Here is a 25,855-nt window from a genome sequence, read left to right on the forward strand (position 1 = left end):
TTCTTCGACGGTGGTGGTACGGGGGCCGCCGTCGGGTTGCGACGGCGGCCCCCGGGTGACTCAGTACTTGCGGTTGGGCAGTGCCTCCTTGGCCTGCTCCTGGGTGAACGTGGTCTCCTCGGTCTCGATCCGGGCGGGCACCTCCTCGCCGGCCTTGACCTTCTTGACCAGGTCCATCAACTGCGGGCCGAGCAGCGGGCTGCACTCGGCGATGAAGTTGAACTTGCCGTCCGCGAGGGCCTGCATGCCGTCCTTCACCGCGTCGACGGTGATGATGGTGATGTCCTTGCCGGGCGTCTTGCCGGCTGCGGTGATCGCCTCGAGCGCGCCCAGGCCCATGTCGTCGTTGTGCGCGAAGAGCACGTCGATCTTCGGGTTGGCCTTGAGGAACTGCTCCATCACCTGCTTGCCGCCGGCGCGGGTGAAGTCACCGGACTGCGAGGCGACGATCTTCAGGTTGGGGTTGGCGGCGATGGCCTCGGCGAAGCCCTTCTTCCGGTCGTTGGCCGGCGCCGAGCCGGTGGTGCCCTGAAGCTCCACGATGGTGACCGGGCCGGATGCCGCCTTCTTCTGCTCCACCAGCCACTCGCCGGCGAGGCGGCCCTCCTTGACGAAGTCCGAGCCGAGGAACGTCTTGTAGAGCGACTTGTCGGCCGAGTCGACGGCGCGGTCGGTCAGGATCACCGGGATCTTGGCGTCCTTGGCCTCCTTGAGCACGGTGTCCCAGCCGGACTCCACCACCGGCGAGAAGGCGATCACGTCGACCTTCTGCTGGATGAAGTTGCGGATCGCCTTGATCTGGTTCTCCTGCTTCTGCTGGGCGTCGTCGAACTTCAGCTCGATGCCCGCCTCGGCCGCCGCCTCCTTGATCGAGGTGGTGTTGGCGGTACGCCAGCCACTCTCGGCGCCCACCTGGGAGAAGCCCAGGACGATCTTGTCGTTGCCGTCGCCGGAACCGCCGCCGGTGTCGCTGTTGCCGCACGCGGCCATGCCGGCGGCGAGCAGCACGCCGGCGAAGGCCGCTATGACCGTGCGTGCCGTGCTCCTGCTTCTCATCGATTCTCCTCCGGGGTTGGATGTTCCGGGCGCGCGGCCGGCGGGAGCCGGAGCGGCCCGGGTGTGGTGGTGGGGGGGGGTGCGCGGCGCTGTCCGGGGTCAGTGCGCCGGCGGGCGTTGGCCGTACACGTTCTGGTAGCGGTCGTAGAGCGAGTCGATGTCGGCCGGCGCGATCGGCACCGGCTGCCCGAGCGCGCGGGCCAGGTGTGCGGTACGGGCGACGTCCTCGCACATCACCGCGGCCTTGACCGCCGCCCGGGCGTCCCTGCCGATGGTGAAGACGCCGTGGTTGCGCATGAGCACCGCGGGTGAGCGGTGCCCGGACAGCGTGCTGACGATGCCCTTGCCGATGTCGTCGCCGCCGATCAGCGCGAACGGCCCGATGGGGATCTCCCCGCCGAACTCGTCGGCCTGCGCGGTCAGCCAGCACGGGATCGCCTCGCCCCGGGCCGCCCAGGCGGTGGCGTATCCGCTGTGCGTGTGCACGACGCCGCCGACCTCGGGCATCGCGCGGTAGACGTAGGCGTGCGCGGCGGTGTCGCTGGACGGGGCGCCGTCGCCGTCGACGACGGTGCCGTTGAGGTCGCAGACCACCATGGCCTCGGCGGTCAGGTCGTCGTAGTCGACCCCGCTGGGCTTGATGACCATCAGCTCCTGACCGGGTACGCGGGCCGACACGTTGCCGGCGGTCCAGGCCACCAGGTCGTAGCGGGTCAGCTCGCGGTGCAGGCGGGCCACCGTCTCGCGCAGCGTGGCCACCTGGCGGGTCACCTCGGTGTTCATCCGACCACCTCCAGGGTCGCGGCGGCGCGGTCCGCGGCGGCGTCGACGGCCGCGTTGCGGATCGCCCGCAGGCGGAGCATGACGTCGTTCGCGCCGCGACCGAAGTGGTCGTGCAACGCGCGGTACTCGGCGTACAGGGCGTCGTAGGCCCGCACGTTCTCCGGTACGGGCCGGTAGACGGCCTCGTCGATGCGCCCCATCGCGGCGGACGCCTCGTGGATCGTCGGGTACGCCCCGGCGGCCACCGCCGCGTGGATCGCCGAGCCGAGCGCCGGGCCCTGGGCGGAGCCGATGATGCTCAGCGGCCGGTTTGTGACGTCGGCGTAGATCTGCATGAGCAGCCGGTTGGAGGTGAGCCCGCCGGCCACCACAAGGTCGTCGACCGGCACGCCCGCCTGCGCGAACGCCTCGACGATCATCCGGGTGCCGTACGCGGTGGCCTCCAGCAGCGCCCGGTAGACGTCCGGCGGCCGGGTGGCGAGCGTCAGTCCGACGACCATCCCGCTGAGGTCGTGGTTGACCAGCAGGGACCGGTTGCCGTTCCACCAGTCCAGCGCCACCAGCCCGTGCGCGCCGACCGGCTGGGCGGCGGCGGCCTCGGTGAGCTGCTCGTGCGAGTCGAGACCGGCCGGGGCGGCGTGGCGTACGAACCAGCCGAAGATGTCCCCCACGCCGCTCTGCCCGGCCTCGAAGCCCCAGGCGCCGGGGCTGATGCCGCCGTCGACCACGCCGCACATGCCCGGCACCTCGGCGGGGTGGGTGCCGTTGAGGACGTGGCAGGTGGAGGTGCCCATGATGGCGACCAGCCGGCCGGGCCGCAGCGCCTGGGCCGCGGCGGCGGTGACGTGCGCGTCGACGTTGCCGGCCGCGACCGCGATGCCCTCGGGCAGCCCGGTCCAGGCGGCGGCGCGGGCGGTGAGCGAGCCGGCCCGCGCGCCCAGTGGCAGCAGCGGACCGTCCAGCTTGGTCACGAAGTCGGCGAAACCGGGGTCGAGCGCGGCCAGGTAGTCGGACGACGGGTAGCGGCCGTCCTGCCGGATGCCCTTGTAGCCGGCGGTGCAGACGTTGCGCGTCTCGGCGCCGCACAGCTGCCAGACGATCCAGTCGGCGGCCTCGACGAAGCGCTCGGCCCGCCGGTAGACCTCCGGGTCCTCCTCCAGGATCTGCAGCCCCTTGGCGAACTGCCACTCCGCGGAGATCTTGCCGCCGTAGCGGCCGAGCCATTGCTCGCCGCGTTCGGCCGCCAGCGCGTTGATCCGGTCGGCGTGCGGTTGCGCGGCGTGGTGCTTCCAGAGCTTCACCCAGGCGTGCGGCCGGTCGCGCAGCTGCGGGATCTCGCACAGCGGCGTGCCGTCGGCGAGCGTCGGGAGCACCGTGCAGGCGGTGAAGTCGATGCCGATGCCCACCACCCGGGACGGGTCCACGCCGGCTTCGGCGAGCGCGGCCGGCACCGCGTGGCGCAGCACGTCGCGGTAGTCGTCGGGGTCCTGGAGGGCCCAGTCCGGGGGCAGCGCCGGGCCGCCCTCGGGAAGCGCGGTCTCGATGACCCCGCGCCGGTACTCGTGCACCGCCGTACCGAGTTCGGCGCCGTCACGGACGCGGACCACCAGTGCCCGCCCGGACAGCGTGCCGAAGTCGACACCGATCACGTACCGGTCGGACGCGTCCAGTTCGCTCATTTGCACCTCCGCCGTGTCACGGAGTTAGTGTTAGCGCTCACATATACATCCGTCAAGACACGTCCAAGCAACAGCTGCGTAACGAGCGGCGGCACCCGGAACCGGCGTCCGCCGCCCCGCGCGGACCGGCGCGGCCGCCGAGCGGGAGATCCACCCCGACGACGCGGCCAAACCTCGCGCCGACCCGCTGTTAACGACAACAATCGATGGAACTTCCGGAAATTCTCTCGGCACTCCCGGCACCCCGGGCCCGAGCACCCAGACGTCGCCGCAGGACCGCTCAGAGGGCCGCTCAGCGGCCCTTTTCCTCGCGGCGACGTCCTCGTCAACCGGTCGCCGCAGGTCACTCGAAGACCGTGAGCCTATTTACAGTGTTTGATGTCAGCGATAACATTTCGCCATCCCCACACACTGTGGCGCCGCTGTCCGGGAAACCCCGGCGCCGCAGCCGGGCGGCGACGGACGGCGACCCCGTCGACCGCCGGAACCCCACCACCCACGAGCGCCCGCCGGCACCGACCGGCCGCTGGAACTGCCGTGCCGCGTCCGTCCCCCGTGGACCACGGGCGACGCCGCGCGACCGGCGGGCCGCTCCCTTCCGGGCGCCGGCACGGACGGCGCCCGGCCACCGAGGAGGACCCAGTGCGCAGATGGACCCGACGGACGCTCGCCGTCCTGGGTGTCGCGGCGGTGGCGCTCGCTGCCACGGTCACCGACCAGGCCGTGGCTCCACGCCCCGCCCGGGCGCTGGACAACGGCGTCGCCCGTACCCCGCCGATGGGGTGGAACACCTGGAACACCTTCGGCTGCAACATCAACGAGACCCTCATCCGCCAGACCGCCGACGCGATCGTCGCCAACGGCCTGCGCGACCTCGGGTACAAGTACGTCGTCGTGGACGACTGCTGGTTCAACCCGAACCGGGACGCGCAGGGCAACCTCCAGGCGCACCCGCAGCGGTTCCCCAGCGGGATGAAGTCGCTCGGTGACTACCTGCACGCCCGCGGCCTGCTGTTCGGCATCTACCAGGTGCCGCTGGACAAGACCTGCGCCCAGGTCGGCGGCACGTTCCCCGGCGCCACCGGCAGCCTCAACCACGAGTACCAGGACGCGCGGCAGTTCGCCGCCTGGGGCGTGGACTACCTCAAGTACGACTGGTGCTCCGGCACCGGGACGATCAACGACCAGGTGGCGCGGTTCGGCATCATGCGCGACGCGCTGGCGTCCACCGGCCGGCCGATCGTCTACAGCATCAACCCCAACAGCTACCACGCCAAGACCGGGCCGCAGCGCAACTGGAGCGACGTGGCGAACCTCTGGCGGACCACCGAGGACATCACCAACGCCTGGAACACCGGCCAGACCAACGGCTACCCGATGGGCATCCAGAACATCGTCGACGTCACGGTGCCGCTGGCCGGGTACGCCGCGCCCGGCGGGTTCAACGACCCGGACATGCTCGAGGTCGGCAACGGTGGCATGAACGACACCGAGATGCGCAGCCACTTCGCGCTCTGGTCGATGCTCGCGGCGCCGCTGATGATGGGCAACGACGTACGCTCGGCGAGCGCGGCCACGCTGGCGATCCTGCGCAACGCGAACCTGGTCGCGATCAACCAGGACACGCTCGGCCGCCAGGCGGTCCAGGTCTCCTTCGACGGCACCCGGCGGGTGCTGGCCAAGCCGCTGGCCAACGGCGACGTGGCGGTCGCCCTGTTCAACCAGGGCAGTTCGACCACCACCGTCTCCACCACGGCGGCGGCGGTGGGCAAGAGCGGCAGCTCGTTCACGTTGCGCGACGCCTGGACCGACGCCACCTCCAGCAGCAGCGGCGCGATCTCCGCCAGCGTCCCGGCGCACGGCACCGTGGTCTACCGGGTCAGCGGCGGCGGCACCACCACCCCGCCGCCGGTCCCGACCACGTTCCGGCTGCGCAGCGAGTCGTCCGGCCGGTGCCTCGACGTCGACAACGCCGGCACCGCGAACGGCACCGGAACGCTGATCTGGGACTGCCACAACAACGTCAACCAGCAGTTCACCGCCAACGGGCAGGCGTTGCAGGTGCTGGGCAAGTGCCTGGACGTGCCGACGAACGCGACGGCCGGCACCCGGGTGCAGATCTGGGACTGCAACGGCGGCACCAACCAGCAGTGGACGATCAACGGCAACGGCACGGTGAGCAACGTGCGCTTCCCGTCCCTGTGCCTCGACGTCGACAACGCGGGCACCGCGAACGGCACGCGGGTGATCGTCTGGACCTGCCACGGCAACACCAACCAACGGTGGAGCCGGGTGTGAGCGGCTGCGGCCGGTGAACGGCGGTCGGCCGGACGAAGGGGCGAGCGTCCGGCCGGCCGTCACCGGGCGCCGGCGGCCCGGCGCTTGTTCCAGATGTCGAACGCCACCGCGACGAGCAGCACCAGGCCCTTCACCACCGACTGGACGGACTGGTCGACGCCCATGAGCTGCATCCCGTTGCTCATCACCGCCATGATCAGGCCACCCACCATGGCGCCGACCACGGTGCCGACGCCGCCGGTGACGGCCGCGCCGCCGATGAACGCCGCCGCGATCGCGTCCAGCTCGAACATGTTGCCCGCCGCCGGCTGGGCCCCGTTGGACCGGGACGAGTAGATCACGCCCGCCACGGCGGACAGGAAGCCCATGTTGACGAAGATCCAGAAGTTGACCCGCTTCACCCGTACGCCGGACAGCATCGCCGCGGGCAGGTTGCCGCCGATCGCGTACACCTGACGGCCGAACACCGTACGGCGGGTGAGCAGGCCGTAGACGAGCACGAGCACGGCGAGCACGATCAGCACGATCGGCAGGCCCCGGGCGTGGGCGAGCTGCCAGGCGAACCACATGACCACGGCGCCGACCACCACGATCCGCAGGACGAACAGCGGGAACGACTCCACCGGCTGCTCGTGACGCACCCGGGCGACGCGGGTCCGGAACACGCTCACCGCGTACCCGACCACGGCGAACGCGCCGATGAACAGCGTGAAGGCGTCGAAGCCCTGACCGCCGAGCAGTCCGTTGAGGAATCCGGCGGCGACCCGCTGGTACTCCTCCGGGAACGGCGACAGCGAGATGTTGTCCAGCACGCGCAGCGTCAGGCCACGGAACAGCAGCATGCCGGCCAGCGTGACGATGAACGCCGGGATCCCGGCGTACGCGACCCAGAGCCCGTGCCACGCGCCGACCGCGACGCCCACCGCGAGCGCGGCCAGGACGCCGGCCCACCAGGGCATGCCCTCGCGGATGACGAGCACCGCCGAGACCGCTCCGGTGAGCGCCACCACCGACCCCACGGACAGGTCGATGTGCCCGCCGATGATCACGATGACCATGCCGATCGCGAGCACCAGGATGTAGGAGTACTGCAGGACGATGTTCGTCAGGTTGCCGGGGCTCAGCGAGACGCCGTCGGTGAGGACCGCGAACAGCGCCACGATCACCACCAGGGCGATGTAGATGCCGCTCTGGCGCAGGTTGCCCAGGATCAGCGCGCGCGGGTCACTGGTGCCGGTGTGCAGGGTCGCCGCCGCGCCGGTGTCCGGGGTGGCGATCTTCGACGCGGGGGGAGGCTTCGTGCTGGTCATCGGACGAGATCCCTGTCCTTGGTCATGAGTTCCATCAGGTTCTCCTGGGTGGCCTCGGCCACCGGCATCTCCCCGGTGACCCGGCCGGCCGCCAGGGTGTAGATGCGGTCGCACATGCCGAGCAGCTCGGGCAGCTCGGAGGAGATGAGCACGACGGCCTTGCCGTCGGCCACCAGCCGGTTGACGATCGTGTAGATCTCGAACTTCGCGCCCACGTCGATGCCCCGGGTCGGCTCGTCGAGGATCAGCACGTCCGGGTCGGTGAACAGCCACTTCGCCAGCACGACCTTCTGCTGGTTGCCGCCGGAGAGCTTGCCCACCACCGACATCACCGTCGGCGCCTTGATGTTCATGTCGCGCCGGCCCCGCTCGGCGACCTGGATCTCCCGGTTGCCGTCGATCCAGCCGCGCCGGGCCAGCTTGTCGAGCGCGGCGGCCGAGACGTTTCCCCGCACGTCGTCGATGAGGTTGAGGCCGTAGTGCTTGCGGTCCTCAGTGGCGTAGGCGATGCCGTTCGCGATCGCCTCGGCCACCGTGCGGGCCCGTACCTCGCGGCCCCTGACGAAGAGCCGGCCGCTGATGTCCCGGCCGTACGCCCGGCCGAACACGCTCATCGCCAGCTCGGTGCGCCCGGCGCCCATCAGGCCGGCGATGCCGACGACCTCCCCGGCCCGCACGTGCAGCGAGGCCCGGTCGACGACCAGGCGGTCCTGCGTCGGGTGGCGCACCGACCAGTCCTCGATCCGCAGCACCTCGTCGCCGGGCGTCACGCTGCGGGTCGGGTAGAAGGCGGCCAGGTCGCGGCCGACCATGCCGCGGATGATCCGGTCCTGGGTGACGGCGCCGTCGGACATGTCCAGCGTCTCGACGGTACGGCCGTCGCGGATGACTGTGGTCGAGTCGGCGACGGCGGTGATCTCGCCGAGCTTGTGCGAGATCATGATGCAGGTGATGCCCTGCTCGCGCAGCCGGCGCATCAGATCCAGCAGGTGCGCCGAGTCGATGTCGTTGAGGGCCGCGGTCGGCTCGTCGAGGATCAGCAGCCGCACTTTCTTGGACAGCGCCTTGGCGATCTCCACGAGCTGCTGCTTGCCGACGCCGAGCTGGATGACCGGGGTGACCGGGTTCTCGTGCAGCCCGACCGACCGCAGCAGCGCCGCGGCTTCCGCGTTGGTCCGGTGCCAGTCGATGAGCCCGCCGCGGCCGCGGCGCTCGTTGCCGAGGAAGATGTTCTCGGCGATCGACAGGTACGGCACCAGGGCAAGCTCCTGGTGGATGATGACGATGCCGCGGGCCTCGCTGTCCTGGATCCCCCGGAACCCGACCGGCTCGCCGTCGAAGACGATCTGGCCGTCGTAGCTGCCCGCCGGGTAGACGCCGGACAGCACCTTCATCAGGGTGGACTTGCCGGCGCCGTTCTCACCGCAGATCGCGTGGATCTCGCCGCGCCGTACGGCGAGCGAGACGTCCTGGAGCGCGGTCACGCCCGGGAAGGTCTTCGTGATGCCACGCATCTCGAGGATGTGATCGCTCATGGGTATCCGTCCTGCTCGTGGTCGTGGTGTCCGGAGCGGACGGGCCCGGTGGCGCGGCGGCCGCCGGGCCCGTCGCCGCGGGTCAGCCGGCCCGGCCCGCGGCGACCTCCTGCTCGGTCAGGTAGCCGGAGTCGATCAGGACGGACTTGATGTCCTCCTTGTAGACGGTCTGCACCGGCAGCAGGAACGCGGGCACGACCTTGACGCCGTTGTTGTACGCCTTGGTCTCGTTGGCCTTCGGCTCCTCCTTGCGCAGGAACGCCTCGGCGGCGATGACCGCCTGCTCGGCCAGCAGCCGGGTGTCCTTGAACACCGTCGAGCTCTGCACGCCGTCGTTGATCAGCTTGACCGAGGCGACCTCGGCGTCCTGGCCGGTCACCACCGGCATCTTCTTGGCGCCGCCGCGGTAGCCGGCGTTCTGGAGCGCGGTGATGATGCCCCGGGACAGGCCGTCGAACGGCGACAGCACGCCGTCGACCTTGCTGCCGTCGTTGTAGCTGGAGGTGAGCAGGTCCTCCATCCGCTTCTGCGCGGTCTCCTGCTGCCAGCGCAGGATGGCGGCCTGCTCGATCTTGGTCTGTCCGGACTTGACCTTCAGCGTCCCGGCGTCGAAGTACGGCTTGAGCGTGTCCATCGCGCCGTTGAAGAAGAAACCGGCGTTGTTGTCGTCGAGCGAGCCGGCGAACAGCTCCACGTTGAACGGGCCGGTCGCGGTGCCCTTGGCGCCGTCCTTGGTGAGCAGGCCGAGCCCGACCAGGAGCGCGTTGGCCTGCGCCACGCCGACCTTGTAGTTGTCGAAGCTGACGTAGAAGCTCACGTTCGGGCTGTTGCGGATGAGCCGGTCGTAGGAGATGACCGGGATCTTCGCGGCCGCGGCGGCCTGGAGCTGGCCGCTGAGCGCGGTGCCGTCGATCGGGGCGATGACCAGCACGTCCGCGCCCTGGGTGATCATCTGGTCGATCTGCTGCGACTGGGTCGGGATGTCGTCCCCGGCGTACTGGAGGTCGACCTTGTAGCCCTTCGCCTGGAGCTTCTCCTTCACCGAGTTGCCATCGGCGATCCACCGTTCCGAGGTCTGCGTCGGCATCGAGACGCCGATCGTCAGGTCGCCGGGCTTGGCCGAGCTGGTGTCTCCGCCGCCTCCCGCGCCCTCGCCGCTGCAGGCGGCCAGGCTGATCGCGAGCGCGGCACCGCTGAGTGCGGCCAGAAGTCGTCTGCGCACGAGCGTCCTCCCTGTCGTGGCGGTCCCTGTGACACAGGTAACCCTCACGGGGAGTGTTAACGCTCACAAGTTGCCCCGTCAACCAATCGCGCGAAATGCGCATGTCTCTTTCTCGTAACAGAGACGGCAGTCCAGGTCGGACGGGACGACGTGGTGGAGCACCGCGGGGGCGACGGCGCGCCGCCCCCGCGGTGGCCCGGCTCAGGTCGCGGAGCAGGTGGGCGTCATGCCCGATCCGCTGCCGTTGCCCTGGAACCCGAACTCGGTGCTCTGACCGGCGCCGAGCTGGCCGTTGTAGCTCACGTTCGCGAACCGCACCGTGCCGCTGCTCCCGCTGGCGGTGGCGCTCCAGGTGTTGGTGATGCTCGCGCCGCCCGGCAGGGTCATGGTGACGGTCCACCCCCGGGTGCCCGACGAGCCGGCTGTCACCTTCACGTTGGCGACGAAGCCACCGGTCCAGGAGTTCAGCGTCACCGAGGCCGTACACCCGCCCTGACCCGGCGGTGGCGTGGTCGGGTTGTTCGGCGGCGGGGTCGTGGTCGGCGGCGGGTTGTTGCCGCCGGCGTTCAGCGCGTCCAGCACCGCGTTGTACGCCGCCTTCTTGTTGCCCGCGCAGTCGAACAGCAGCGCGTTGTCCGAGCCGCGCCACGAGTCGCAGTCCCGTACGCCCCACACGGTGATGCCGGTGCAGCGCGACACCGCCAGGCAGGCGCGGGTCACGGCGGCGTAGATGTTCGCCTGGTTGCCGCCGGTCATCACGTCCAGCTCGGTGATCTGCACCTCGACGCCCAGGTCGGCGAAACGCTGGAGGTTGGCCTGGTAGTCGCCGGGGATCGTGGTGCCCAGGTGCGACTGGAAGCCGACGCAGTCGATCGGCACGCCGCGCGACCTGAAGTCGCGGACCATGTTGTAGATGCCCGTCGACTTCGCGTTGATGCCGTCGGTGTTGTAGTCGTTGTAACAGAGCTTCGCGCCCGGGTCCGCCGCGCGGGCCGCCCGGAACGCCGCCTCGATCCAGTCGTTGCCGGTGCGCTGCAGGTTCGAGTCGCGGCGCCCGCCGCTGCCGCCGTCGGCGAACGCCTCGTTCACCACGTCCCAGGAGTGGATCTGCCCGCGGAAGTGGGTGGCGACCTGGGTGACGTGGTTGATCGCGGCGTTGCGCAGCGCGCTGCCGGACAGGCTCTGCGCCCACGGCGGCTGCTGCGCGTGCCACAGCAGCGTGTGCCCGCGCACCGACATGCCGTTGGCACGGGCGTGGCTGACCAGCCGGTCGCCGCCGGTGTAGCTGAACCGCCCCTGCTGCGGCTCGGTGGCGTCCCACTTCATCTCGTTCTCGGCGACCACGGAGTTGAACTCGCGGTTCAGCACCGTGGCGTACGTGTTGTCGGACAGCTTGCCGGTGGCGACAGCGGCGCCGAAGTAGCGGCCCTTCTCGGCCGCCGCCGCGCGCAGCGTGGTGCCGGCGCTCGCGGCCGGCGCCAGGGCCACCGCCATCCCGGCGGCGAGCGCGCCGGCCAGGATGCCGGTGGTCAGCAAGGCTCTCTTTCGTCTCATGCGGATTCCTCTTCCGGGGGTTACGCGATGGTGGTGGTGCGACTCCTCGACCCCCGCGTCCGGCGGCGGTGTCGAGGTACGACCAGCGCGGCTCGCCCGGTGAGCCTTGCGGCGCTCATGCCCTGCCATCGACTGTGAGCGATAACATCCCCCGGCGTCAACCCCTGCGGGCACCCCGGTCCTAGGGGTACACGTCCTCGTGCGCCTTGCGGTAGTCGACGATCTCGCCCAGCCGTCCGGCGGCGGCGTGCGTCACCCACGCCGGGTTGCCCAGCAGCGCGCGACCGAGCGCGACCAGGTCGAACTCCCCGTCCGCCAGCCGCGCGGCCAGGCCCGCCACCGACTCCGCGCCGTCGGGTCGCAGGAAGTCCCGCCGCAGCCCGACCGAGCCCACGGTGATCGACGGCAGGCCGGTGAGACGCTTGGCCCACCCGGCCAGGTTCAGCGCCGAGCCGGGGAACACGGGCTGCCAGAAGCGGCGCTGCGAGGCGTGCAGCACGTCCGCGCCGGCCTCGGCGAACGCGGTGAGGATCTGCGCCAGCTCCGCCGGAGTCTCGGCGATCCGGGCGTCGAACGCCCGCTCCTTGAACTGCGAGAACCGCACGATCACCGGGCGGCCCGCCGGGACCTGCGCGCGTACCGCACGCACCACGGCCGCCGGGAACGCCGCCCGCCGCGCCGGTGAGCCGCCGAACGCGTCGGTCCGGCGGTTCGTGTACGGCCACAGGAACTCGTCCAGCAGGTAACCGTGCGCGGCGTGGATCTCGATCGCGTCGAACCCGGCCCGCACGGCGACCCGTGCCGCGTCCGCGTACGCCGCCAGCAGCACGTCCACGTCGGCGGCGGTCATCGCGTACGACGCCGGGCGGCCCGGCTCGCGTACCCCCGAGGGGGTCCACGCCGGACGGCCGTCGACCGGTTCGCGCAGGCTGCCCAGGTGCCACAGCTGCGCGGCGATCCGGCCGCCGGCGGCGTGCACCGCCTCGACCACGCCCCGCCAGCCGGCCTCGGCCGCACCGGCGGTCATCCGGGGCACGGTGTCCTCGTGCCCGGCGCTGGGATGGTCGACCAGCACGCCCTCGGTGACGACGAGGCCGATGCCCGCCGCGGCGCGGCGCCGGTAGTAGTCGGCCATCTCCGGCGTCGGCACGCCGCCCGGCGCGCGGTTACGGGTCATCGGCGCCATCACGAAGCGGGACGGCAACGGCAGTCCGGCGACGGTGACGGGTTCCACCAGCAGCGCCACCGGCGACGCGGTGTCCAGGATCGCGTTCATGACCCGACGCTAGGAGTTGACACCGGTGTCAAGGGCAAGCGCTCAGGCGGCCGGATCCCGGGTGTCCTCGGTCACCGCCATGTCGGACACCACGTCGTCGAGCACCGCGACGGCGTGCGCGAGCCGTGCCATCTCGGCGGTCATCCGGGTGCGCTCCTCCCGCAGCCGGTCGGTGAGCCACGAGGTGCGGATCTCCGGATCGGTCACGCAGGGCAGCAGCTCGGCCATCCGGCGGCTGCTCAGCCCGGCGTCGAACAGCCGCCGGATGAGCCGCACCCGGTCCACCGCCGACTCGGCGAAGACCCGCTGCCCGCTCGCCGTGCGCACGGCGGCGAGCAGGCCCTGCTGCTCGTAGTACCGGATCGACCGGGCACTGACCCCGGTACGCGCCGACAGCTCCCCGATCCGCATCGCGCCTCCCCCGCTCGCCGCACGTCCATCATCGAGCATGCCGCGCCGGTCAGGACAGCAGCTCGACGTACCCGTCGGTGCCGTGCACCCGGATCCGCCCGCCGTCGCGGATCAGCCGGGTCGCGTCCGGCACCGCCACCACGGCCGGAAGGCCGTACTCGCGGGCGATCACCGCGCCGTGCGTCATCAGCCCGCCCACCTCGGTCACCAGGCCCGCGGCGCCCACGAACAGCGGCGTCCAGCTCGGGTCGGTGTGCGCGGTGACGAGGATGTCGCCCGGCTTGAGGTCGGCGCGGGCCAGGTCCGTCACGACCCGCGCCCGCCCCTCGACGACGCCGGCCGAGACCGGCAGCCCGACCAGGGCGCCCGGGGGCACGTCGTCGCGCCGGTACGAGCCGTTGATCGCCTCGCCGTCGGAGGTGAGCACCCGGGGCGGGGTGAGCGCCTGGTGCGCCCGGAACTCCTCCCGGCGCCCGCGGATCCGCCCGGCGTCGACCCGGCCGGTGGCCGCGACCTCGCGGAACTCGTCGAACGTCAGGTAGAAGACGTCCTCGGCAGCGGCGAGCACGCCGGCGCGCGCGAGCCGGCCGGCCTCGGCCATGAGCGCCTGCTTGTAGACGGCGTACCGGCTCACGATGTCGTACTTCGGGTACTCCCGGTAGCCGACGAACGTCCGCACCCGCTCGATCATCGCCTGCGTCTCGGCGGCCCTGCGCTCACCGTCGGGCAGCGCGCGCAGGCGGTCGAGCACCTCCCGGGCCTTCGCCTCGGCCCGCTCCCGGCCCTGCGCGAAGCGGCGCGCGGCGGTGCCCGGGGCGAAGTTGCGGACGTTGTCCAGGATCAGCGGCACGAGCGTGGCCGGACGCTCGCTCCACCGGGGCCGGGTGATGTCGATCTCGCCGACGCAGCGCATGCCGTACCGGTCGAGGTAGCCCTCGATGGCCTCGCGCGACTCCGGGCCGCCCGGCAGTTTCGGCAGCTCGTCCAGGAACCCGTCGTCGGCGTCCCGCAGGAACGCCACCACCTCGGGGTACGCGCGGATCACGTCGGCCACGTCGAGCAGCGCCAGCCCCATCTCGGAGGTGACGTTGCCGGGCGCGGACAGCGTGAGCGTGTCGGCCGCGTCGCGCTCGCCGAGCCACTCCCCCAGCTTGTCGTTGAGCCACCAGGTGGCCTGCATCCCCTCCATGATCACCTGGCCGCTCAGCGGGTCGGTGAGCACCCGCTTGTGCTCGGCGAACGCCTCGGTCAGGAAGTCGAACAGCTCGGGTCCGGACCGGGCGCTGATGTCGCGGCGCAGGGCGGCGACGGACGCCTGGCTGCGCTCGACGAGCGTGGCGACGATCGCCGGGTCGGTGTCGACCGGCGGTGGCGGCCCGCCCGCGGGCGGCCCGGCCGGGGCCGGGTCCGGCGCGGCCGGCACGACGTCGCGGGTGAGGACCGTCTCCAGCGCGTCCCGGGTGAGCGGGTCGGCCCGGCCGATCATGTCCAGGAACGCGGAACGGCCCGCCGGGGTGGACAGGTGCGGCGTGGCGTCGACGAACAGCCGGCCGCCCGCCTCGTGCATCTGCGCCATGGCGGTGAGGCGCCACATCGACAGGCCCAGCGGCTTCATGGCGTCGGTCATCATCTGCTGGTGGCCGACCGACAGGTAGACGTGGAACCGCCCGTCGGCGGCGGCCGCCGGCACCGGGAACAGCGTGGTGATCGGCCGGCTCTGCAGGATGTGGACGTCGTCGGCGGTCAGGGCCCACTCGATGTCCTGCGGACGGCCGAAGCGCGCCTCGATCCGCCGGCCCAGCGCGGCCAGGCGTACCGCCTGCGCGTCGGTCAGCGCGGGCGACGCCTGCCGCGCCGGGTCGACGGGCGTCTCCCGGGTGCCGCCGCCGGGCGCCGCGTGCACCGCCCGCGACTTCGCGCCGATCGTCCGGCCGACCACCGCGCCGTCGCGCACCGTGAAGACGTCCGGGTTCACCAGGCCGGACACCAGGGCCTCACCGAGGCCGAAACCGGCCTCCACCGAGACCACCGTCCGGTTCCCGGTGACCGGGTCGGCGGTGAACATGACCCCGGCCGCGTCCGGGAAGACCATCCGCTGCACCACCACGGCCATGTCCACGGCCCGGTCGTCGATGCCGTGGCGCCGCCGGTAGGTCACCGCGCGGTCGGTGAACAGCGAGGCCCAGCAGCGGCTGACGTGCCGCAGCACCTCGGCCGTGCCCACCACGTTCAGGTAGGTGTCCTGCTGGCCCGCGAACGAGGCGGTCGGCAGGTCCTCCGCCGTCGCGCTCGACCGCACCGCGTACGCGGCGTCCGGACCGAGCCGGGACAACGCGGCGGTGACCGCCGCCGCGACGTCGGCGGGCAGCGCGGTCCGCTCGACGGCGCGACGGACCTCGGCGGCGGCCGTCCGGATCGCCGCCGGGTCGTCCGCGTCCGCGCCGGCGAGCCGGTCCAGCGGGCCGACCAGCGACGGCGCCCGCGCCACCAGCCGGAAGGCGTCCGTCGTGACGCAGAAACCACCGGGTACGCGCACCCCGTCGATCCGCGTCAGCGCCCCCAGATGCGCGCCCTTGCCGCCGACCGCGGCGATCCGCGTCTCGTCGGCCTCGTGCAGTTCCCACACGTACCGTCCGGTCATGCTGTGCCCCCGTTTTCGCAGCTCAACCCGCACCGGCCGATGATTGTGCGGCATGACCGGGGCCTTGCGGCAAGACCCGGGGTGCGATATATGTTGATAGTGGCGAGGAGAGTTTTCTCCTTGCCTTTCGTTTTGGGGTCGTCACGTCCCCCTGCCCCGACCCGCTGCCGTCACGTGAGTCAGATCTCCCCGCCCCGGGTGGAGTGCCGGGGGCGCGACGGGGCAAGAAGCGACCACGAGGCCGCGGTGCGACGCGGCCCGGACGAGCGGGATCAGGTGGGGTGGGGGAGACTCGTGCGATGAGCGGCGCTGACACCGACCCGCGTACGCGTGCCGACGTCTTCGCCGTCGACGGTGAGATCGGGCCGGACCTGGCACGCATCGACTGGTCGGCGCACCCCCTGGGCCCGCCGGGCACCTGGCCGCAGAGCCTGCGGACCGCGGTGCGGATCCTGCTGTCCTCCCGGTTCCCGATGTGGATGGCCTGGGGGCCGCAGCTCACCTTCTTCTGCAACGCCGCCTACCGGCGGGACACGCTCGGCCGCAAGTACCCGTGGGCGCTGGGGCGTCCGGCGAACGAGGTGTGGGCGGAGATCTGGGACGACATCGGCCCCCGGGTCGACACCGTGCTGCGCACCGGCGAGGCGACCTGGGACGAAGGGCTGCTGCTGTTCCTGGAGCGGGCCGGCTACCGCGAGGAGACGTACCACACGTTCTCCTACAGCCCGCTGCGCGCCGACGACGGCAGCCTGGTCGGGATGCTCTGCGTGGTCAGCGAGGACACCGAGCGGGTCATCGGCGAGCGGCGGATGGCCACGCTGCGCGACCTCGGCTCGGACCCGAGCGTGATCCGCACCGAGCAGGAGACGCTCGCGTTCGTCAGCCGCCAGCTCGCCCGCAACCCGCAGGACCTGCCGTTCACGCTCACCTACCTGTACGACGACGACGGCGGTGCCCGGCTGGTGGAGGCGACCGGCCTGGCGGCGGGTCACCCGGCGGCCCCGGCCACGCTGTCCCCCGGCGACCCTGCCGCCCCGTGGCCGGCCGGCGCCCTGACCGAGGGCGATTCGGTGCCGGTCGCGCTCGACGGCCCGGCCTTCACGGACCTGCCCGCGGGTGTCTGGCCCGCCGCGCCGGCCGAGGCGCTCCTGGTGCCGCTGCGGCAGCAGGGCGGGGCGCCGTACGGGTTCCTGGTCGCCGGGCTGAACCGCTACCGGGCGCTGGACGACGGGTACCGCGGCTTCGTCGAGCTGACCGCCGGGCATCTGGCCACCGGCATCGCCAGCGCCCGCAGCTACCAGGCGCAGCAGCGGCGGGCCGAGGAGCTCGCCGAGCTGGACCGCGCGAAGACCGCGTTCTTCTCCAACATCAGCCACGAGTTCCGCACCCCGCTCACCCTGATCATGGGACCGCTGGACGAGCTGCGGGGCCGGTTGCAGGGCGCCGACGACCGGGTCCGCGCCGAACTCGACGTGATCCGCCGCAACGGGCTGCGCCTGGGCAAGCTGGTCAACAGCCTGCTCGACTTCTCCCGGATCGAGGCCGGGCGGATGCAGGCCCGCTACGAGCCGGTGGACCTGGCCGCGGTGACCGCCGACCTGGCGAGCGTCTTCCGGTCGGCGATCGAACGCGCCGGCCTGTCCTTCGAGGTCGACTGCCCGCCCCTGCCCGAGCCGGTGCACCTGGACCGCGGCATGTGGGAGAAGGTGGTGCTGAACCTGCTCAGCAACGCGCTGAAGTTCACCTTCGACGGCACCATCCGGGTGGAGCTGCGCGACGAGGGCGACTCGGCGGTGCTGCGGATCTCCGACACCGGCATCGGCGTACCCGCCGAGGAGATGCCGCGCCTGTTCGAGCGGTTCCACCGCATCGAGAACGCCCGCTCCCGTTCCGACGAGGGCAGCGGGATCGGCCTCGCCCTGGTCAAGGAGCTGGTCACGCTGCACGGCGGCGACATCGACGCGGACAGCGCGGTGGGCCGGGGCACCACCTTCACGATCCGGCTGCCGTTCGGCGCCGCGCACCTGCCCGCCGACGCGCTCGCCCCGGCGGGCGCCGGAAGGACGCCGGCGTCGGCCGAGCCGTTCGTGCAGGAGGCGCTGCGCTGGCTGCCCGCCGGCCCGGGGGCCGCCGTCGGCGGCGACGACCCGGCCGACGGGCCGGTCCAGCCGCTGCCCGGCGGAGCGCCGGCCCGCGTCCTGGTGGCCGACGACAACGCCGACATGCGGGAGTACCTCACCCGGCTGCTGCGCTCTGCTGGGCACGAGGTGCAGGCGGTCGCCGACGGCCGGGCCGCGCTGGACGCCGCCCGCGCGCACACCCCCGACCTGGTGGTCAGCGACGTGATGATGCCCCGGCTCGACGGCCTGCAACTGGTCGCCGCGCTGCGCGCCGACCAGCGTACGGCCGGCACGCCGGTGCTGCTGCTCTCCGCCCGCGCCGGTCAGGAGGCCTCGATCGAAGGGCTGGAGGCCGGCGCCGACGACTACCTGGTCAAGCCGTTCCCGGCCGCCGAGCTGCTGGCCCGCGTCCGGGCGAACGTGGAGCTGGCCCGGCTGCGCAACCACCACGCCCGCTGGCGTACCGCGCTCGTCGACTCGTTGCAGGAGGCGTTCTTCGTCTGCGACGAGGACGGCGCGGTCGTCGAGATCAACGCGGCGTTCACCGGCATCCTCGGCTACGGGACCGAGGGCCTGCCCTATCCGGCGGTGCACCCGTGGTGGCCGGACCGGGAGGCGGAGCCCGAGGCGCACCGCCAGGTGGCGGCCGCGTTCTCGACGCTCGTGGGGCAGACCCGTGGCACCTACACCGTGCCGGTGACCCATCGCGACGGGCACCGCATCTGGATCTCGGCCGCGTTCAACCAGGTCGACGACCCGGACAGCGGCCGCCGGATGATCGTCGGCACGTTCCGCGACGTCACCGCCGAGCACTACGCCGTCCAGCGGGAGACCGCGCTGGCCGGACTCAGCATGCGGCTGTCCCAGGCGGACGACCTCACCGAGGCGCTGCTCGGGGTGCTGGACGAGCTGCGCAAGCTGTGGCGGGCCGCCGGCGTGCTCACCGCCGTCTTCGGCGACCTGCCCGCCCCCGACGTGACCGCCACCGACCCGGCGGCACGCTGGGACACGTTGCCGCAGGAGCGCCGGCAGGCGTTGCTGGCGCTGCGGGACACCCCGTTGCTGACGCCGGTGGCGACGCGTACGCACGGCGCCGGCATCACCGTCGAGCACCCGTACGGCACCATGGCGCTCTGGATCGACCTGGGCGAGAAGCGGCCCTTCACCGAACAGGACCAGACCCTGCTGGCGCTGCTGGCCGGCCACATCGGTCAGGGGCTGCACCGGGTGCACCAGATCGACCAGCAGCGGGAGACGGCGCTGGCCCTGCAACGGGCGATCCTCGGCCCGGCGCAGCTGCCCGCCGGATTCGCGGTCCGGTACTCCCCCGCCGCGATGCCGCTCAAGGTCGGCGGCGACTGGTACGACACCGTCGAACTGCCGGACGGGCGCATCGGCATCGTGGTCGGCGATTGCGTCGGACACGGCCTTCAGGCCGCGACGGTGATGGGGCAGCTGCGCAGCGCCTGCCGGGCGCTGCTGTTGCAGGACCCGAGCCCGGCCCGCACGCTCGTGGCCCTGGACCGGTTCGCCGCGCTGCTGCCGGGCGCCTCCTGCGCCACCGTGTTCTGCGGCGTGCTGGACCCGGCCACCGGACTCATGCGCTACTCCAGCGCCGGTCACCCGCCGGCCATCGTGGTCCGCGCCGACGGCACTCCCGAACTCCTCCAGCACGGCCGGTCCCGGCCGCTGGCCGTCCGTCCGGGGGAGGAACGCCCGGAGGCGGAGGCAAAGGTGCAACCACGCGCCACCTTGATGCTCTACACCGACGGCCTGGTGGAACGCCGCCGCCAGCCCATCACCGCCGGGATCGCCCGCGCCACCGACGCCATCCAGCAGGGCCACCACGCCCCGGTCGAGGTCCTGGCGACCGAGATCATGGACCGGCTCACCCCCGACGGCGGCTACCACGACGACGTGGCCATGCTGCTCTACCGCCACCCCGGGCCGCTGGAGCTGGAGTTCCCGGCCGAGTCGACCCGGCTGGCCGAGGTCCGCACCGCGCTGCGGGGATGGCTGGACCGCTGCGGGCTGGCCCCGGCCCACGCCTACAACATCCTGGTGGCGGCCGGTGAGGCGTGCGCCAACGCGATCGAGCACGGGCACCGCGACGACCCGGGCGGGCGGATCCGGCTGCGCGCCGCCGCCACGGCCGGCGACCTTCGCCTGAGCGTCACCGACAGCGGCCGATGGCGGGACCGGAACCGGCCCCCCGACCTGCACCGCGGCCGGGGAATCGTGCTCATGCGCGCGCTGATGGACAACATCAGCGTCACCCCTGGAGCCACCGGCACCACAGTCGACATGCAGGCGAGGATCACGCCATGAGCACGTCTCTGACCCTGACCACGAGCGACAGTCCCGACGGCGCCCGCGTGCTGGCCGCTGTCGGTGAGATCGACATGAGCAACGCGTCCGCCTTCGCCGACGCGCTGGCCGAAGCGGTACGCCCCGAGGGCGCGCCTCTGGTCGTGGACCTGACCAAGGTGGAGTACCTGGACAGCGCCGGGCTGGCCGCGCTGTTCCCGCACGCCGACCGGATCGCGCTGATCGCCGGACCGCTGCTGGAGCCGCTGCTGAGCATCTCCGGGCTGGCCGACCTCACCACGGTCCGCAGCGCCTGACGCCGTCGCGGCGTCAGGCGCCGTCGCGCACGATCACCAGCGGCGAGTGGGCGTGGTGCAGCACCGCGTGGCTGACCGAGCCGAGCAGCAGCCCGCTCAGCGCGCCCCGGCCGTGCGCGCCGACCACCACAAGCTGGGCGTCCTTCGACTCCTCCACCAGCACCCGGGCCGGGGCGCCGCGGAGCGACCGCTGCCGCACCGGCACGTCCGGGTAACGCTCGGCCCAGCCGGCGATCGACTCGGCGACGACCCGCCGGGACTCCTCGGCGAGCGCCTCCGGGTCGTACACCAGCGGCAGGATGTCGCCGGGGCCGATCGGAGTGGGGTACAGCCAGGCGTGCACCACGATCAGCGGGGCGCCCCGGCGGGCGGCCTCCTCGTAGGCGAACCCGACCGCCGCGGTGGACAGCTCGGAGCCGTCCACACCGACCACGACCGGCCCGTCCGCGCGGGCCTCGCCGCGTGTCACCAGCACCGGGCAGTGCGCGCGGGCCGACACCTGGAGCGTGACCGAGCCGATCAGCAGGCCGGCGAACCCGCCCAGGCCCCGGTGGCCGAGCACCATCAGCGCGGCGTCGCGGGACTCGGCGACCAGCACCGCCGCCGGCGCGCCGTCGACCACCACGCCGGTGACCGGTACGTCCGGCGCGACCTTGCCCGCCTCGGCGACCGCCTCGGCGACGCACCGCTCCGCCTGGTTGCGCAGGCCGGCGCCGGCGGGCGCACCCGGGGCCGGGGTGAGCGGCGCGCGGGTCAGCGGCCAGATGAACGCGTGCACCACCTGCAGCGGCCGGTTCCGGTCGGCGGCCTCGCGGGCGGCCACCCGGACCGCGTCCAGCGAGGCGGCGGAGCCGTCCACGCCCACCACGACGGGGGCCTGCGAGTGGATCGTCATGACGTCCTCCTTCACTCGTCCTCAGCCTGCCCGTCCGGCGGCCGGCCCGGCAGGGCCGGCGGTCCCGGCGTGGGGGTCGTTGGTCCCGGTCCGGGGGTCGTCGGCCCCGGCCCGGGGGTCGTCGGTCCCGCGGAAGCGTCGGGTCAGCCGCAGCACCAGCCCGGGCAGCACGCCGATCGCGGCGCAGGCGAGCAGGTCGAGCGCGCTGAGCGGGGACGTGCCGAGCAGATCCCGCAGCGGCGGCAGCAGCACGCCCGCCACCTGGAGGACGGCGGAGACCGCGACCGCCACCGGCAGCGCGAGGTTGCGCTCGCGAGAGCCCGGGGTACGGATGGCGCGGACCGCCAGCGCGACGCCGAGCTGGGCCAGGCCTAGGACCACGAACACCACCGACTGCCACGGCCGGTCCGCCGCCGCGGCCCACACGCCGGCGCCCAGCGTCGCCGCGGCGATCAGCCCGCCGGTGAGCAGCACGTCCCGGCCCAGGCCGGCGCCGAGCACCGACTCCTGTGGCGAGCGGGGCGGCCGGCGCAGCGTGCCCGGCTCGGCCGGTTCCGCGCCGAGCGCCACGCCGGGAACGCCGTGGGTGAGCAGGTTGATCCAGAGGATCTGCGCCGGCAGCAGCGGCACCGGCAGGCCGAACAGCGGGCCGAGCAGCATCACCGCGATCTCGGCGACGCCACCGGCGAGGGCGTACCGCAGGAACCGGCGGATGTTGTCGTAGATCCGGCGGCCCTCGCCGATGGCGGTCGCCACAGTGGTCAGGTCGTCGTCGACGAGCACCAGGTCGGAGGCCTGCCGGGCCACCTCGGTGCCGCCGCCCATCGCCACGCCGATGTCCGCGCGGCGCAGCGCCGGGGCGTCGTTGACGCCGTCGCCGGTCATCGCCACCACGTGCCCCTGGGTCTGGAGGCCGGCGATGATGTCGAGCTTCTGTTCCGGCTGGGTCCGCGCGTACACCCGGGTTCCGGGGTGGGCGCGGCCGGGGTCGCCGTCGTCGCCGTTGGCGAGCGGGTCGCCGTCGCGCCAGAGCCCGAGCCGCCCGCCGATGGCGGCGGCGGTCGCCGGGTGGTCGCCGGTGATGAGGACCAGCCGGATGCCGGCCTCCTCGAAGCCCGCGGCGATGCCGGGTGCCGCCGCGCGCAGCGGGTCGCCGACCGCGACCAGGCCCAGCGGGCGCAGGCCGGCCGGCCGGGCCGGGTCCGGCAGGGTGTCGACCACCGCCGAGGCCACCGCCAGCACCCGCAGCCCTTCGGTGGCGAGCCGGTGCGCGGCGTCGGTCAGCTCGGCCAGCTCCCCGGCGTCGGCGTCCACCAGCGGCGCGGCCAGCAGGTTCTCCGGAGCGCCCTTGCAGACCACCAGGTAGCGTCCGTCGCAGCGGCGGTGCACGGTGGTCATCCGGCGCAGGTCCTGGTCGAACGGGGCCTCCGCCACCCGGGGCCAGGCGTCGCGGGTGGCGTCCGGGTCGAGGCCGCAGCGGGCGCCGAAGGTGACCAGCGCCGCCTCCAGCGGGTCGCCGATCGCGGTCCACTCCGGCCGCTCGTCGGTCGGCGGCGTCACCGTGGCGTCGTTGCAGAGCAGCCCGGCACGGGCGAGGGCGCGCAGCTCGTCCGGGGCGCTCACCGGTTCGCCCCGGTGGTGCACCTCGCCGTCGGGCGCGTAGCCGGTGCCGGTCACGGCGTACCGGTCGCGGCCGGGGACGACGGCGTACTGCACCGCCATCCGGCCCTCGGTGAGCGTGCCGGTCTTGTCGGAGGCGATCACGGTGACCGAGCCGAGGGTCTCCACCGCGTGCAGCCGGCGGGGGATGGCCCGGCTGCCGGCCATCCGGCGCGCGCCCAGGGCGAGCGCGAGCGTGACGACAGCGGGCAGCGACTCCGGCACGGCCGCCACCACGAGGCTGACGGCGGTGACCGCCATCTGCGTGACCGGCCGCCCGTCGAGCACGCCGATCGCGAAGACCAGCCCGGAGAGCACCACGGCAGTCAGGCCGAGCACCCGGCCGAGCGAGGACAGGCGTCGTTGCAGCGGGGTGGGCGCCGGCCGGGTCGCCGCGACCAGGGCGCTGATCCGGCCCAGCGCGCTCGCCGCGCCGGTGCGCACCACGGTCCCGGTGGCGCGGCCGGTGGTGACCACGGTGCCCGCGCTGGCCTCCTCCCCCGCGACCCGGGCCACCGGCACCGACTCGCCGGTCAGCGCCGACTCGTCCAGGTTGAGGCGTACCGCGTCGGTGAGGTCCAGGTCGGCGGGCACCACGTCGCCGGCCTCCAGCCGCACCAGGTCGCCGCGGACCAGGTCGGCTGCGGGCAGCACGAGGTCACGGCCGTCGCGGACCACGCGCGCGGCCGGTGCGGCGAGCCGGTCCAGCGCGGCGACGGCCCGGTCGGCGCGTACCTCCTGCACCACGCCGATCGCCGTGTTGATCAGGACGACCAGCACGATCACGGCGGTGTCCGGGTAGTCGCGCAGCAGCGTCGTCACCACGGCGGCGGCCAGCAGGAGCGCCACCAGGGGGTCGGTGAGCTGGCGGAACACCCGCCCGGCCAGCCCGCGCTTGCGCGGGGCGGCCACGGTGTTCGGCCCGTCGGCGCGCAGCCGGGCGGCCGCCTCGGCCGAGCCGAGCCCGCTCGCGGGGGCCGGAGAGATCTCGGTGGGCGTCGTCGCTGTAGCGGGCCCGCCGTTGATCACCACATCGTCCTCCATGTCGTCGCCGCCCGCGCCGGGCAATCCCAGCATGCCGCGCTGGTGGGCCCGGGTCGCAGGGCCGAGGGCCTGTCGGACCCGGGACCAACGGCCCCCGCGTACGGGGCAGCGCGGCGCCCGGCTCGCCGGTAACGTCGGCGCGGTGAGCCGGACACGCAGCGCCATCGGGCCGGAAGCTTCGTCCCATCACCGGTGGATCCGGTACACGCTCGCGGTGCTCCTCCTCGCATCGGCCGGATGCGGGAAGGGGATCGGGGAGGAGAGCGGCGACACGCTGGCGCGCGACGCCGCGGCGGTGGAGGCGAAGCAGCTCAACACGGACCTGGGACACCGCACCCGGGTACGCGACGCCGGGTCGATCGCGGCGGCCGAGATCATCCAGGAGCCGGAGGACGCCGCGGCGGGCGGCGGTGCGACGGTCCGGCGGGAGGCGCTGGCCTGGTCCGGCCGCACCGCCGGGGACGAGCGGGCCACAGTCGACGTGCGGTTCGTGGTGACGGTGCCGGAGCAGCCGCCTGTGTCGATCGGTGGCGCGAGCAACAGCGCCGGTGAGGCCGCGCGCTGCTACCGCTACGAGTTCGAGCTCTACCGCTACACGACGTACCACGAGATCGACTGTCCGAGCGGCCCCGCTCCCTCGCCGCCCACCGCCGCGCCGGTGCCGAGGGTGCCCGAGGACGGGCGGCAGCGGCTCACCGCCGTGCTGCGCACCGCCACCCCGGACACGCTGGCGAGCGCCGTGCGGGCGGCCTTCCCGCAGGACTGGATCACCGTCGACACGACGGTGCACGAGGGCGCGCTCGTCGCCGCCGTCGGCGTACCGGCCGAACGGGACTGCCTGCTGCTCGTCCGCACACCGGCCGGGAAGATCGAATCCCCCGGGTACGACCGGATCTGGCTGGAACCGGGCGAGACCGGCTGCAAGACGGGCCTGTACGTCTCGCCGCCGCGCTGACGCACCGGTTTGCCGCGCGGCCGCCGGGGCACCTGACGGTCATGACTGATCCGCAGCAGTTCCAGCGACAGCAGGAGGGCGCGCTCGAGCGCGGGCAGGTGTTCCAGGACGCCGAGGGGCGGCGTACCCGGGATCCGGGCCCCGGGGCGGAGAACGCGGAGAACGAGGCCGACCGCAACGCCGAGCACCTGGCGCGCGGCGAGGTGGGCCCGGGCGTCCCGGAGGACTGACGCCCGACGCGGGGGTGTCAATGTAGCGTTGACGGGTGACCCTGGCCCGCCTCTCCGAGATCACCGCGGCCCGGGCCAGGCTGGACGAGCGCGAACTGGACCTGATCGACCGGGCCCGGCACGACGGCGCCACCTGGGCCGAGATCGCGCGGGCGCTGGGCCTGGGCAGCCGGCAGGCCGCCGAGCAGCGTCGGCAACGCCTCGTGGCGGCCCGGCGGACCCGCCTGGCCCGGCTCGATCCGGCCGGCTCCCCCGACGTGCCGGCGCTCCGGGCGGCCGTCACCGACCTGCACCGCTGGATCGAGACGGACCGGTCGTGGGACGGCCGTTTCCCCCGCGCGGCGTTGACGCGCCGCACCTGCGGGCTCGCGCTCGACGCCCCGGCCGGGCCGCTGTACGCGCTGGCCGCGCACCTCGCCGACGACCTGGCCGGGGCTGGGCACCGGCTGCCGGCTCCGGTACGCGACGCCGCCCGCCGCATCACCACAGCCCTGTCAACAGGACATTGACGCAAGTCCGAGGTATTGCCTCGACCCGACTCACCTCTCGAAGATGAGTCCTCC

Annotated in this window: 18 protein-coding genes; 6 read left to right on the forward strand and 12 right to left on the reverse strand. The window is 73.2% G+C overall.

The window, feature by feature from the left end; genetic code table 11:
* Window positions 1-60 precede the first annotated feature (60 nt).
* From V6U82_RS01965 to araB, 3 genes are all read right to left on the reverse strand, one after another.
* Window positions 61-1,056 carry an ABC transporter substrate-binding protein gene (locus V6U82_RS01965; protein WP_128137182.1) on the reverse strand — a complete coding sequence of 332 codons (996 nt, stop codon included), beginning with the start codon at window positions 1,054-1,056 and terminating at the stop codon, window positions 61-63.
* A gap of 99 nt (window positions 1,057-1,155) precedes the next feature.
* Window positions 1,156-1,839: an L-ribulose-5-phosphate 4-epimerase gene (locus tag V6U82_RS01970; protein WP_128137183.1), complete on the reverse strand. Its 684-nt coding sequence runs from the start codon at window positions 1,837-1,839 to the stop codon at window positions 1,156-1,158.
* Entirely contained in the window at window positions 1,836-3,518 is a 1,683-nt protein-coding gene (gene araB, locus V6U82_RS01975) for a ribulokinase (RefSeq protein ID WP_334458801.1), read from the reverse strand. The genes V6U82_RS01970 and araB overlap by 4 nt, the downstream gene beginning before the upstream one ends.
* Before the next feature lie 642 nt (window positions 3,519-4,160).
* Here araB and V6U82_RS01980 point away from each other — a divergent pair.
* Window positions 4,161-5,816 (forward strand): glycoside hydrolase family 27 protein, encoded by a 1,656-nt coding sequence (locus V6U82_RS01980; protein ID WP_334458802.1) that lies wholly within the window; start codon window positions 4,161-4,163, stop codon window positions 5,814-5,816.
* A 59-nt stretch (window positions 5,817-5,875) separates the two neighbouring features.
* On the opposite strand, the gene mmsB is transcribed toward V6U82_RS01980, so the two are convergent.
* The 7 genes from mmsB to rph form a co-directional block, all read right to left on the reverse strand.
* A complete protein-coding gene (mmsB, locus tag V6U82_RS01985; RefSeq protein ID WP_120569487.1) occupies window positions 5,876-7,126 on the reverse strand; it encodes a multiple monosaccharide ABC transporter permease in 1,251 nt (416 codons plus the stop codon).
* Window positions 7,123-8,661: a multiple monosaccharide ABC transporter ATP-binding protein gene (gene mmsA / locus V6U82_RS01990; protein ID WP_128137492.1), complete on the reverse strand. Its 1,539-nt coding sequence runs from the start codon at window positions 8,659-8,661 to the stop codon at window positions 7,123-7,125. The genes mmsB and mmsA overlap by 4 nt, the downstream gene beginning before the upstream one ends.
* Before the next feature lie 82 nt (window positions 8,662-8,743).
* Complete coding sequence (gene chvE, locus V6U82_RS01995) at window positions 8,744-9,883, reverse strand: multiple monosaccharide ABC transporter substrate-binding protein (protein WP_071094585.1); 1,140 nt, start codon at window positions 9,881-9,883, stop codon at window positions 8,744-8,746.
* 201 nt (window positions 9,884-10,084) lie between these two features.
* On the reverse strand, window positions 10,085-11,437 hold the full coding sequence (locus V6U82_RS02000; RefSeq protein WP_334458806.1) for an endo-1,4-beta-xylanase: 1,353 nt from the start codon (window positions 11,435-11,437) through the stop codon (window positions 10,085-10,087).
* Between the two features lie 181 nt (window positions 11,438-11,618).
* Window positions 11,619-12,713 carry an oxidoreductase gene (locus V6U82_RS02005; protein ID WP_334458807.1) on the reverse strand — a complete coding sequence of 365 codons (1,095 nt, stop codon included), beginning with the start codon at window positions 12,711-12,713 and terminating at the stop codon, window positions 11,619-11,621.
* Between the two features lie 42 nt (window positions 12,714-12,755).
* Window positions 12,756-13,124: a MerR family transcriptional regulator gene (locus V6U82_RS02010; protein ID WP_334458808.1), complete on the reverse strand. Its 369-nt coding sequence runs from the start codon at window positions 13,122-13,124 to the stop codon at window positions 12,756-12,758.
* Between the two features lie 49 nt (window positions 13,125-13,173).
* A complete protein-coding gene (gene rph, locus V6U82_RS02015; protein ID WP_334458810.1) occupies window positions 13,174-15,765 on the reverse strand; it encodes a rifamycin-inactivating phosphotransferase in 2,592 nt (863 codons plus the stop codon).
* A gap of 299 nt (window positions 15,766-16,064) precedes the next feature.
* Here rph and V6U82_RS02020 point away from each other — a divergent pair, with 299 nt between their 5' ends.
* Both V6U82_RS02020 and V6U82_RS02025 read left to right on the forward strand, forming a co-directional pair.
* Window positions 16,065-20,213: a SpoIIE family protein phosphatase gene (locus tag V6U82_RS02020; RefSeq protein WP_334458811.1), complete on the forward strand. Its 4,149-nt coding sequence runs from the start codon at window positions 16,065-16,067 to the stop codon at window positions 20,211-20,213.
* Complete coding sequence (locus V6U82_RS02025; RefSeq protein ID WP_128138915.1) at window positions 20,210-20,509, forward strand: STAS domain-containing protein; 300 nt, start codon at window positions 20,210-20,212, stop codon at window positions 20,507-20,509. Before V6U82_RS02020 ends, V6U82_RS02025 begins: the two co-directional genes overlap by 4 nt.
* A 13-nt stretch (window positions 20,510-20,522) precedes the next feature.
* Here V6U82_RS02025 and V6U82_RS02030 read toward each other — a convergent pair whose 3' ends face one another.
* Window positions 20,523-21,404 (reverse strand): universal stress protein, encoded by an 882-nt coding sequence (locus tag V6U82_RS02030; RefSeq protein WP_334458813.1) that lies wholly within the window; start codon window positions 21,402-21,404, stop codon window positions 20,523-20,525.
* Window positions 21,405-21,425: 21 nt separating this feature from the next.
* A complete protein-coding gene (locus V6U82_RS02035; RefSeq protein ID WP_334458814.1) occupies window positions 21,426-24,140 on the reverse strand; it encodes a cation-translocating P-type ATPase in 2,715 nt (904 codons plus the stop codon).
* A gap of 181 nt (window positions 24,141-24,321) precedes the next feature.
* Here V6U82_RS02035 and V6U82_RS02040 point away from each other — a divergent pair, with 181 nt between their 5' ends.
* From V6U82_RS02040 to V6U82_RS02050, 3 genes are read left to right on the forward strand one after another with little or no spacing between them, the layout of a single operon-like run.
* Window positions 24,322-25,062 carry a hypothetical protein gene (locus tag V6U82_RS02040; RefSeq protein WP_334458816.1) on the forward strand — a complete coding sequence of 247 codons (741 nt, stop codon included), beginning with the start codon at window positions 24,322-24,324 and terminating at the stop codon, window positions 25,060-25,062.
* A 41-nt stretch (window positions 25,063-25,103) separates the two neighbouring features.
* Entirely contained in the window at window positions 25,104-25,292 is a 189-nt protein-coding gene (locus V6U82_RS02045; RefSeq protein ID WP_334458817.1) for a ribonuclease, read from the forward strand.
* Window positions 25,293-25,327: 35 nt separating this feature from the next.
* Window positions 25,328-25,801, forward strand: a complete 474-nt coding sequence (locus V6U82_RS02050; RefSeq protein ID WP_334458818.1) for a hypothetical protein — start codon at window positions 25,328-25,330, stop codon at window positions 25,799-25,801.
* Window positions 25,802-25,855: the final 54 nt, after the last annotated feature.

It is taken from the genome of Micromonospora sp. CPCC 205554 (assembly GCF_036902745.1).
Lineage (GTDB): Bacteria > Actinomycetota > Actinomycetes > Mycobacteriales > Micromonosporaceae > Micromonospora > Micromonospora tulbaghiae.

Excerpts from the sequence above, each read along its gene's own strand:
- V6U82_RS02035 (WP_334458814.1), bottom strand. The coding sequence starts at position 24,140 with ATGCTGGGATTGCCCGGCGCGGGCGGCGACGACATGGAGGACGATGTG.
- V6U82_RS01965 (WP_128137182.1), bottom strand. The coding sequence starts at position 1,056 with ATGAGAAGCAGGAGCACGGCACGCACGGTCATAGCGGCCTTCGCCGGC.
- rph (WP_334458810.1), bottom strand. The coding sequence starts at position 15,765 with ATGACCGGACGGTACGTGTGGGAACTGCACGAGGCCGACGAGACGCGG.
- V6U82_RS01970 (WP_128137183.1), bottom strand. The coding sequence starts at position 1,839 with ATGAACACCGAGGTGACCCGCCAGGTGGCCACGCTGCGCGAGACGGTG.
- V6U82_RS02030 (WP_334458813.1), bottom strand. The coding sequence starts at position 21,404 with ATGACGATCCACTCGCAGGCCCCCGTCGTGGTGGGCGTGGACGGCTCC.
- V6U82_RS02020 (WP_334458811.1), top strand. The coding sequence starts at position 16,065 with ATGAGCGGCGCTGACACCGACCCGCGTACGCGTGCCGACGTCTTCGCC.
- V6U82_RS02045 (WP_334458817.1), top strand. The coding sequence starts at position 25,104 with ATGACTGATCCGCAGCAGTTCCAGCGACAGCAGGAGGGCGCGCTCGAG.
- V6U82_RS02010 (WP_334458808.1), bottom strand. The coding sequence starts at position 13,124 with ATGCGGATCGGGGAGCTGTCGGCGCGTACCGGGGTCAGTGCCCGGTCG.
- V6U82_RS02025 (WP_128138915.1), top strand. The coding sequence starts at position 20,210 with ATGAGCACGTCTCTGACCCTGACCACGAGCGACAGTCCCGACGGCGCC.
- araB (WP_334458801.1), bottom strand. The coding sequence starts at position 3,518 with ATGAGCGAACTGGACGCGTCCGACCGGTACGTGATCGGTGTCGACTTC.
- mmsB (WP_120569487.1), bottom strand. The coding sequence starts at position 7,126 with ATGACCAGCACGAAGCCTCCCCCCGCGTCGAAGATCGCCACCCCGGAC.
- V6U82_RS02005 (WP_334458807.1), bottom strand. The coding sequence starts at position 12,713 with ATGAACGCGATCCTGGACACCGCGTCGCCGGTGGCGCTGCTGGTGGAA.
- V6U82_RS02000 (WP_334458806.1), bottom strand. The coding sequence starts at position 11,437 with ATGAGACGAAAGAGAGCCTTGCTGACCACCGGCATCCTGGCCGGCGCG.
- mmsA (WP_128137492.1), bottom strand. The coding sequence starts at position 8,661 with ATGAGCGATCACATCCTCGAGATGCGTGGCATCACGAAGACCTTCCCG.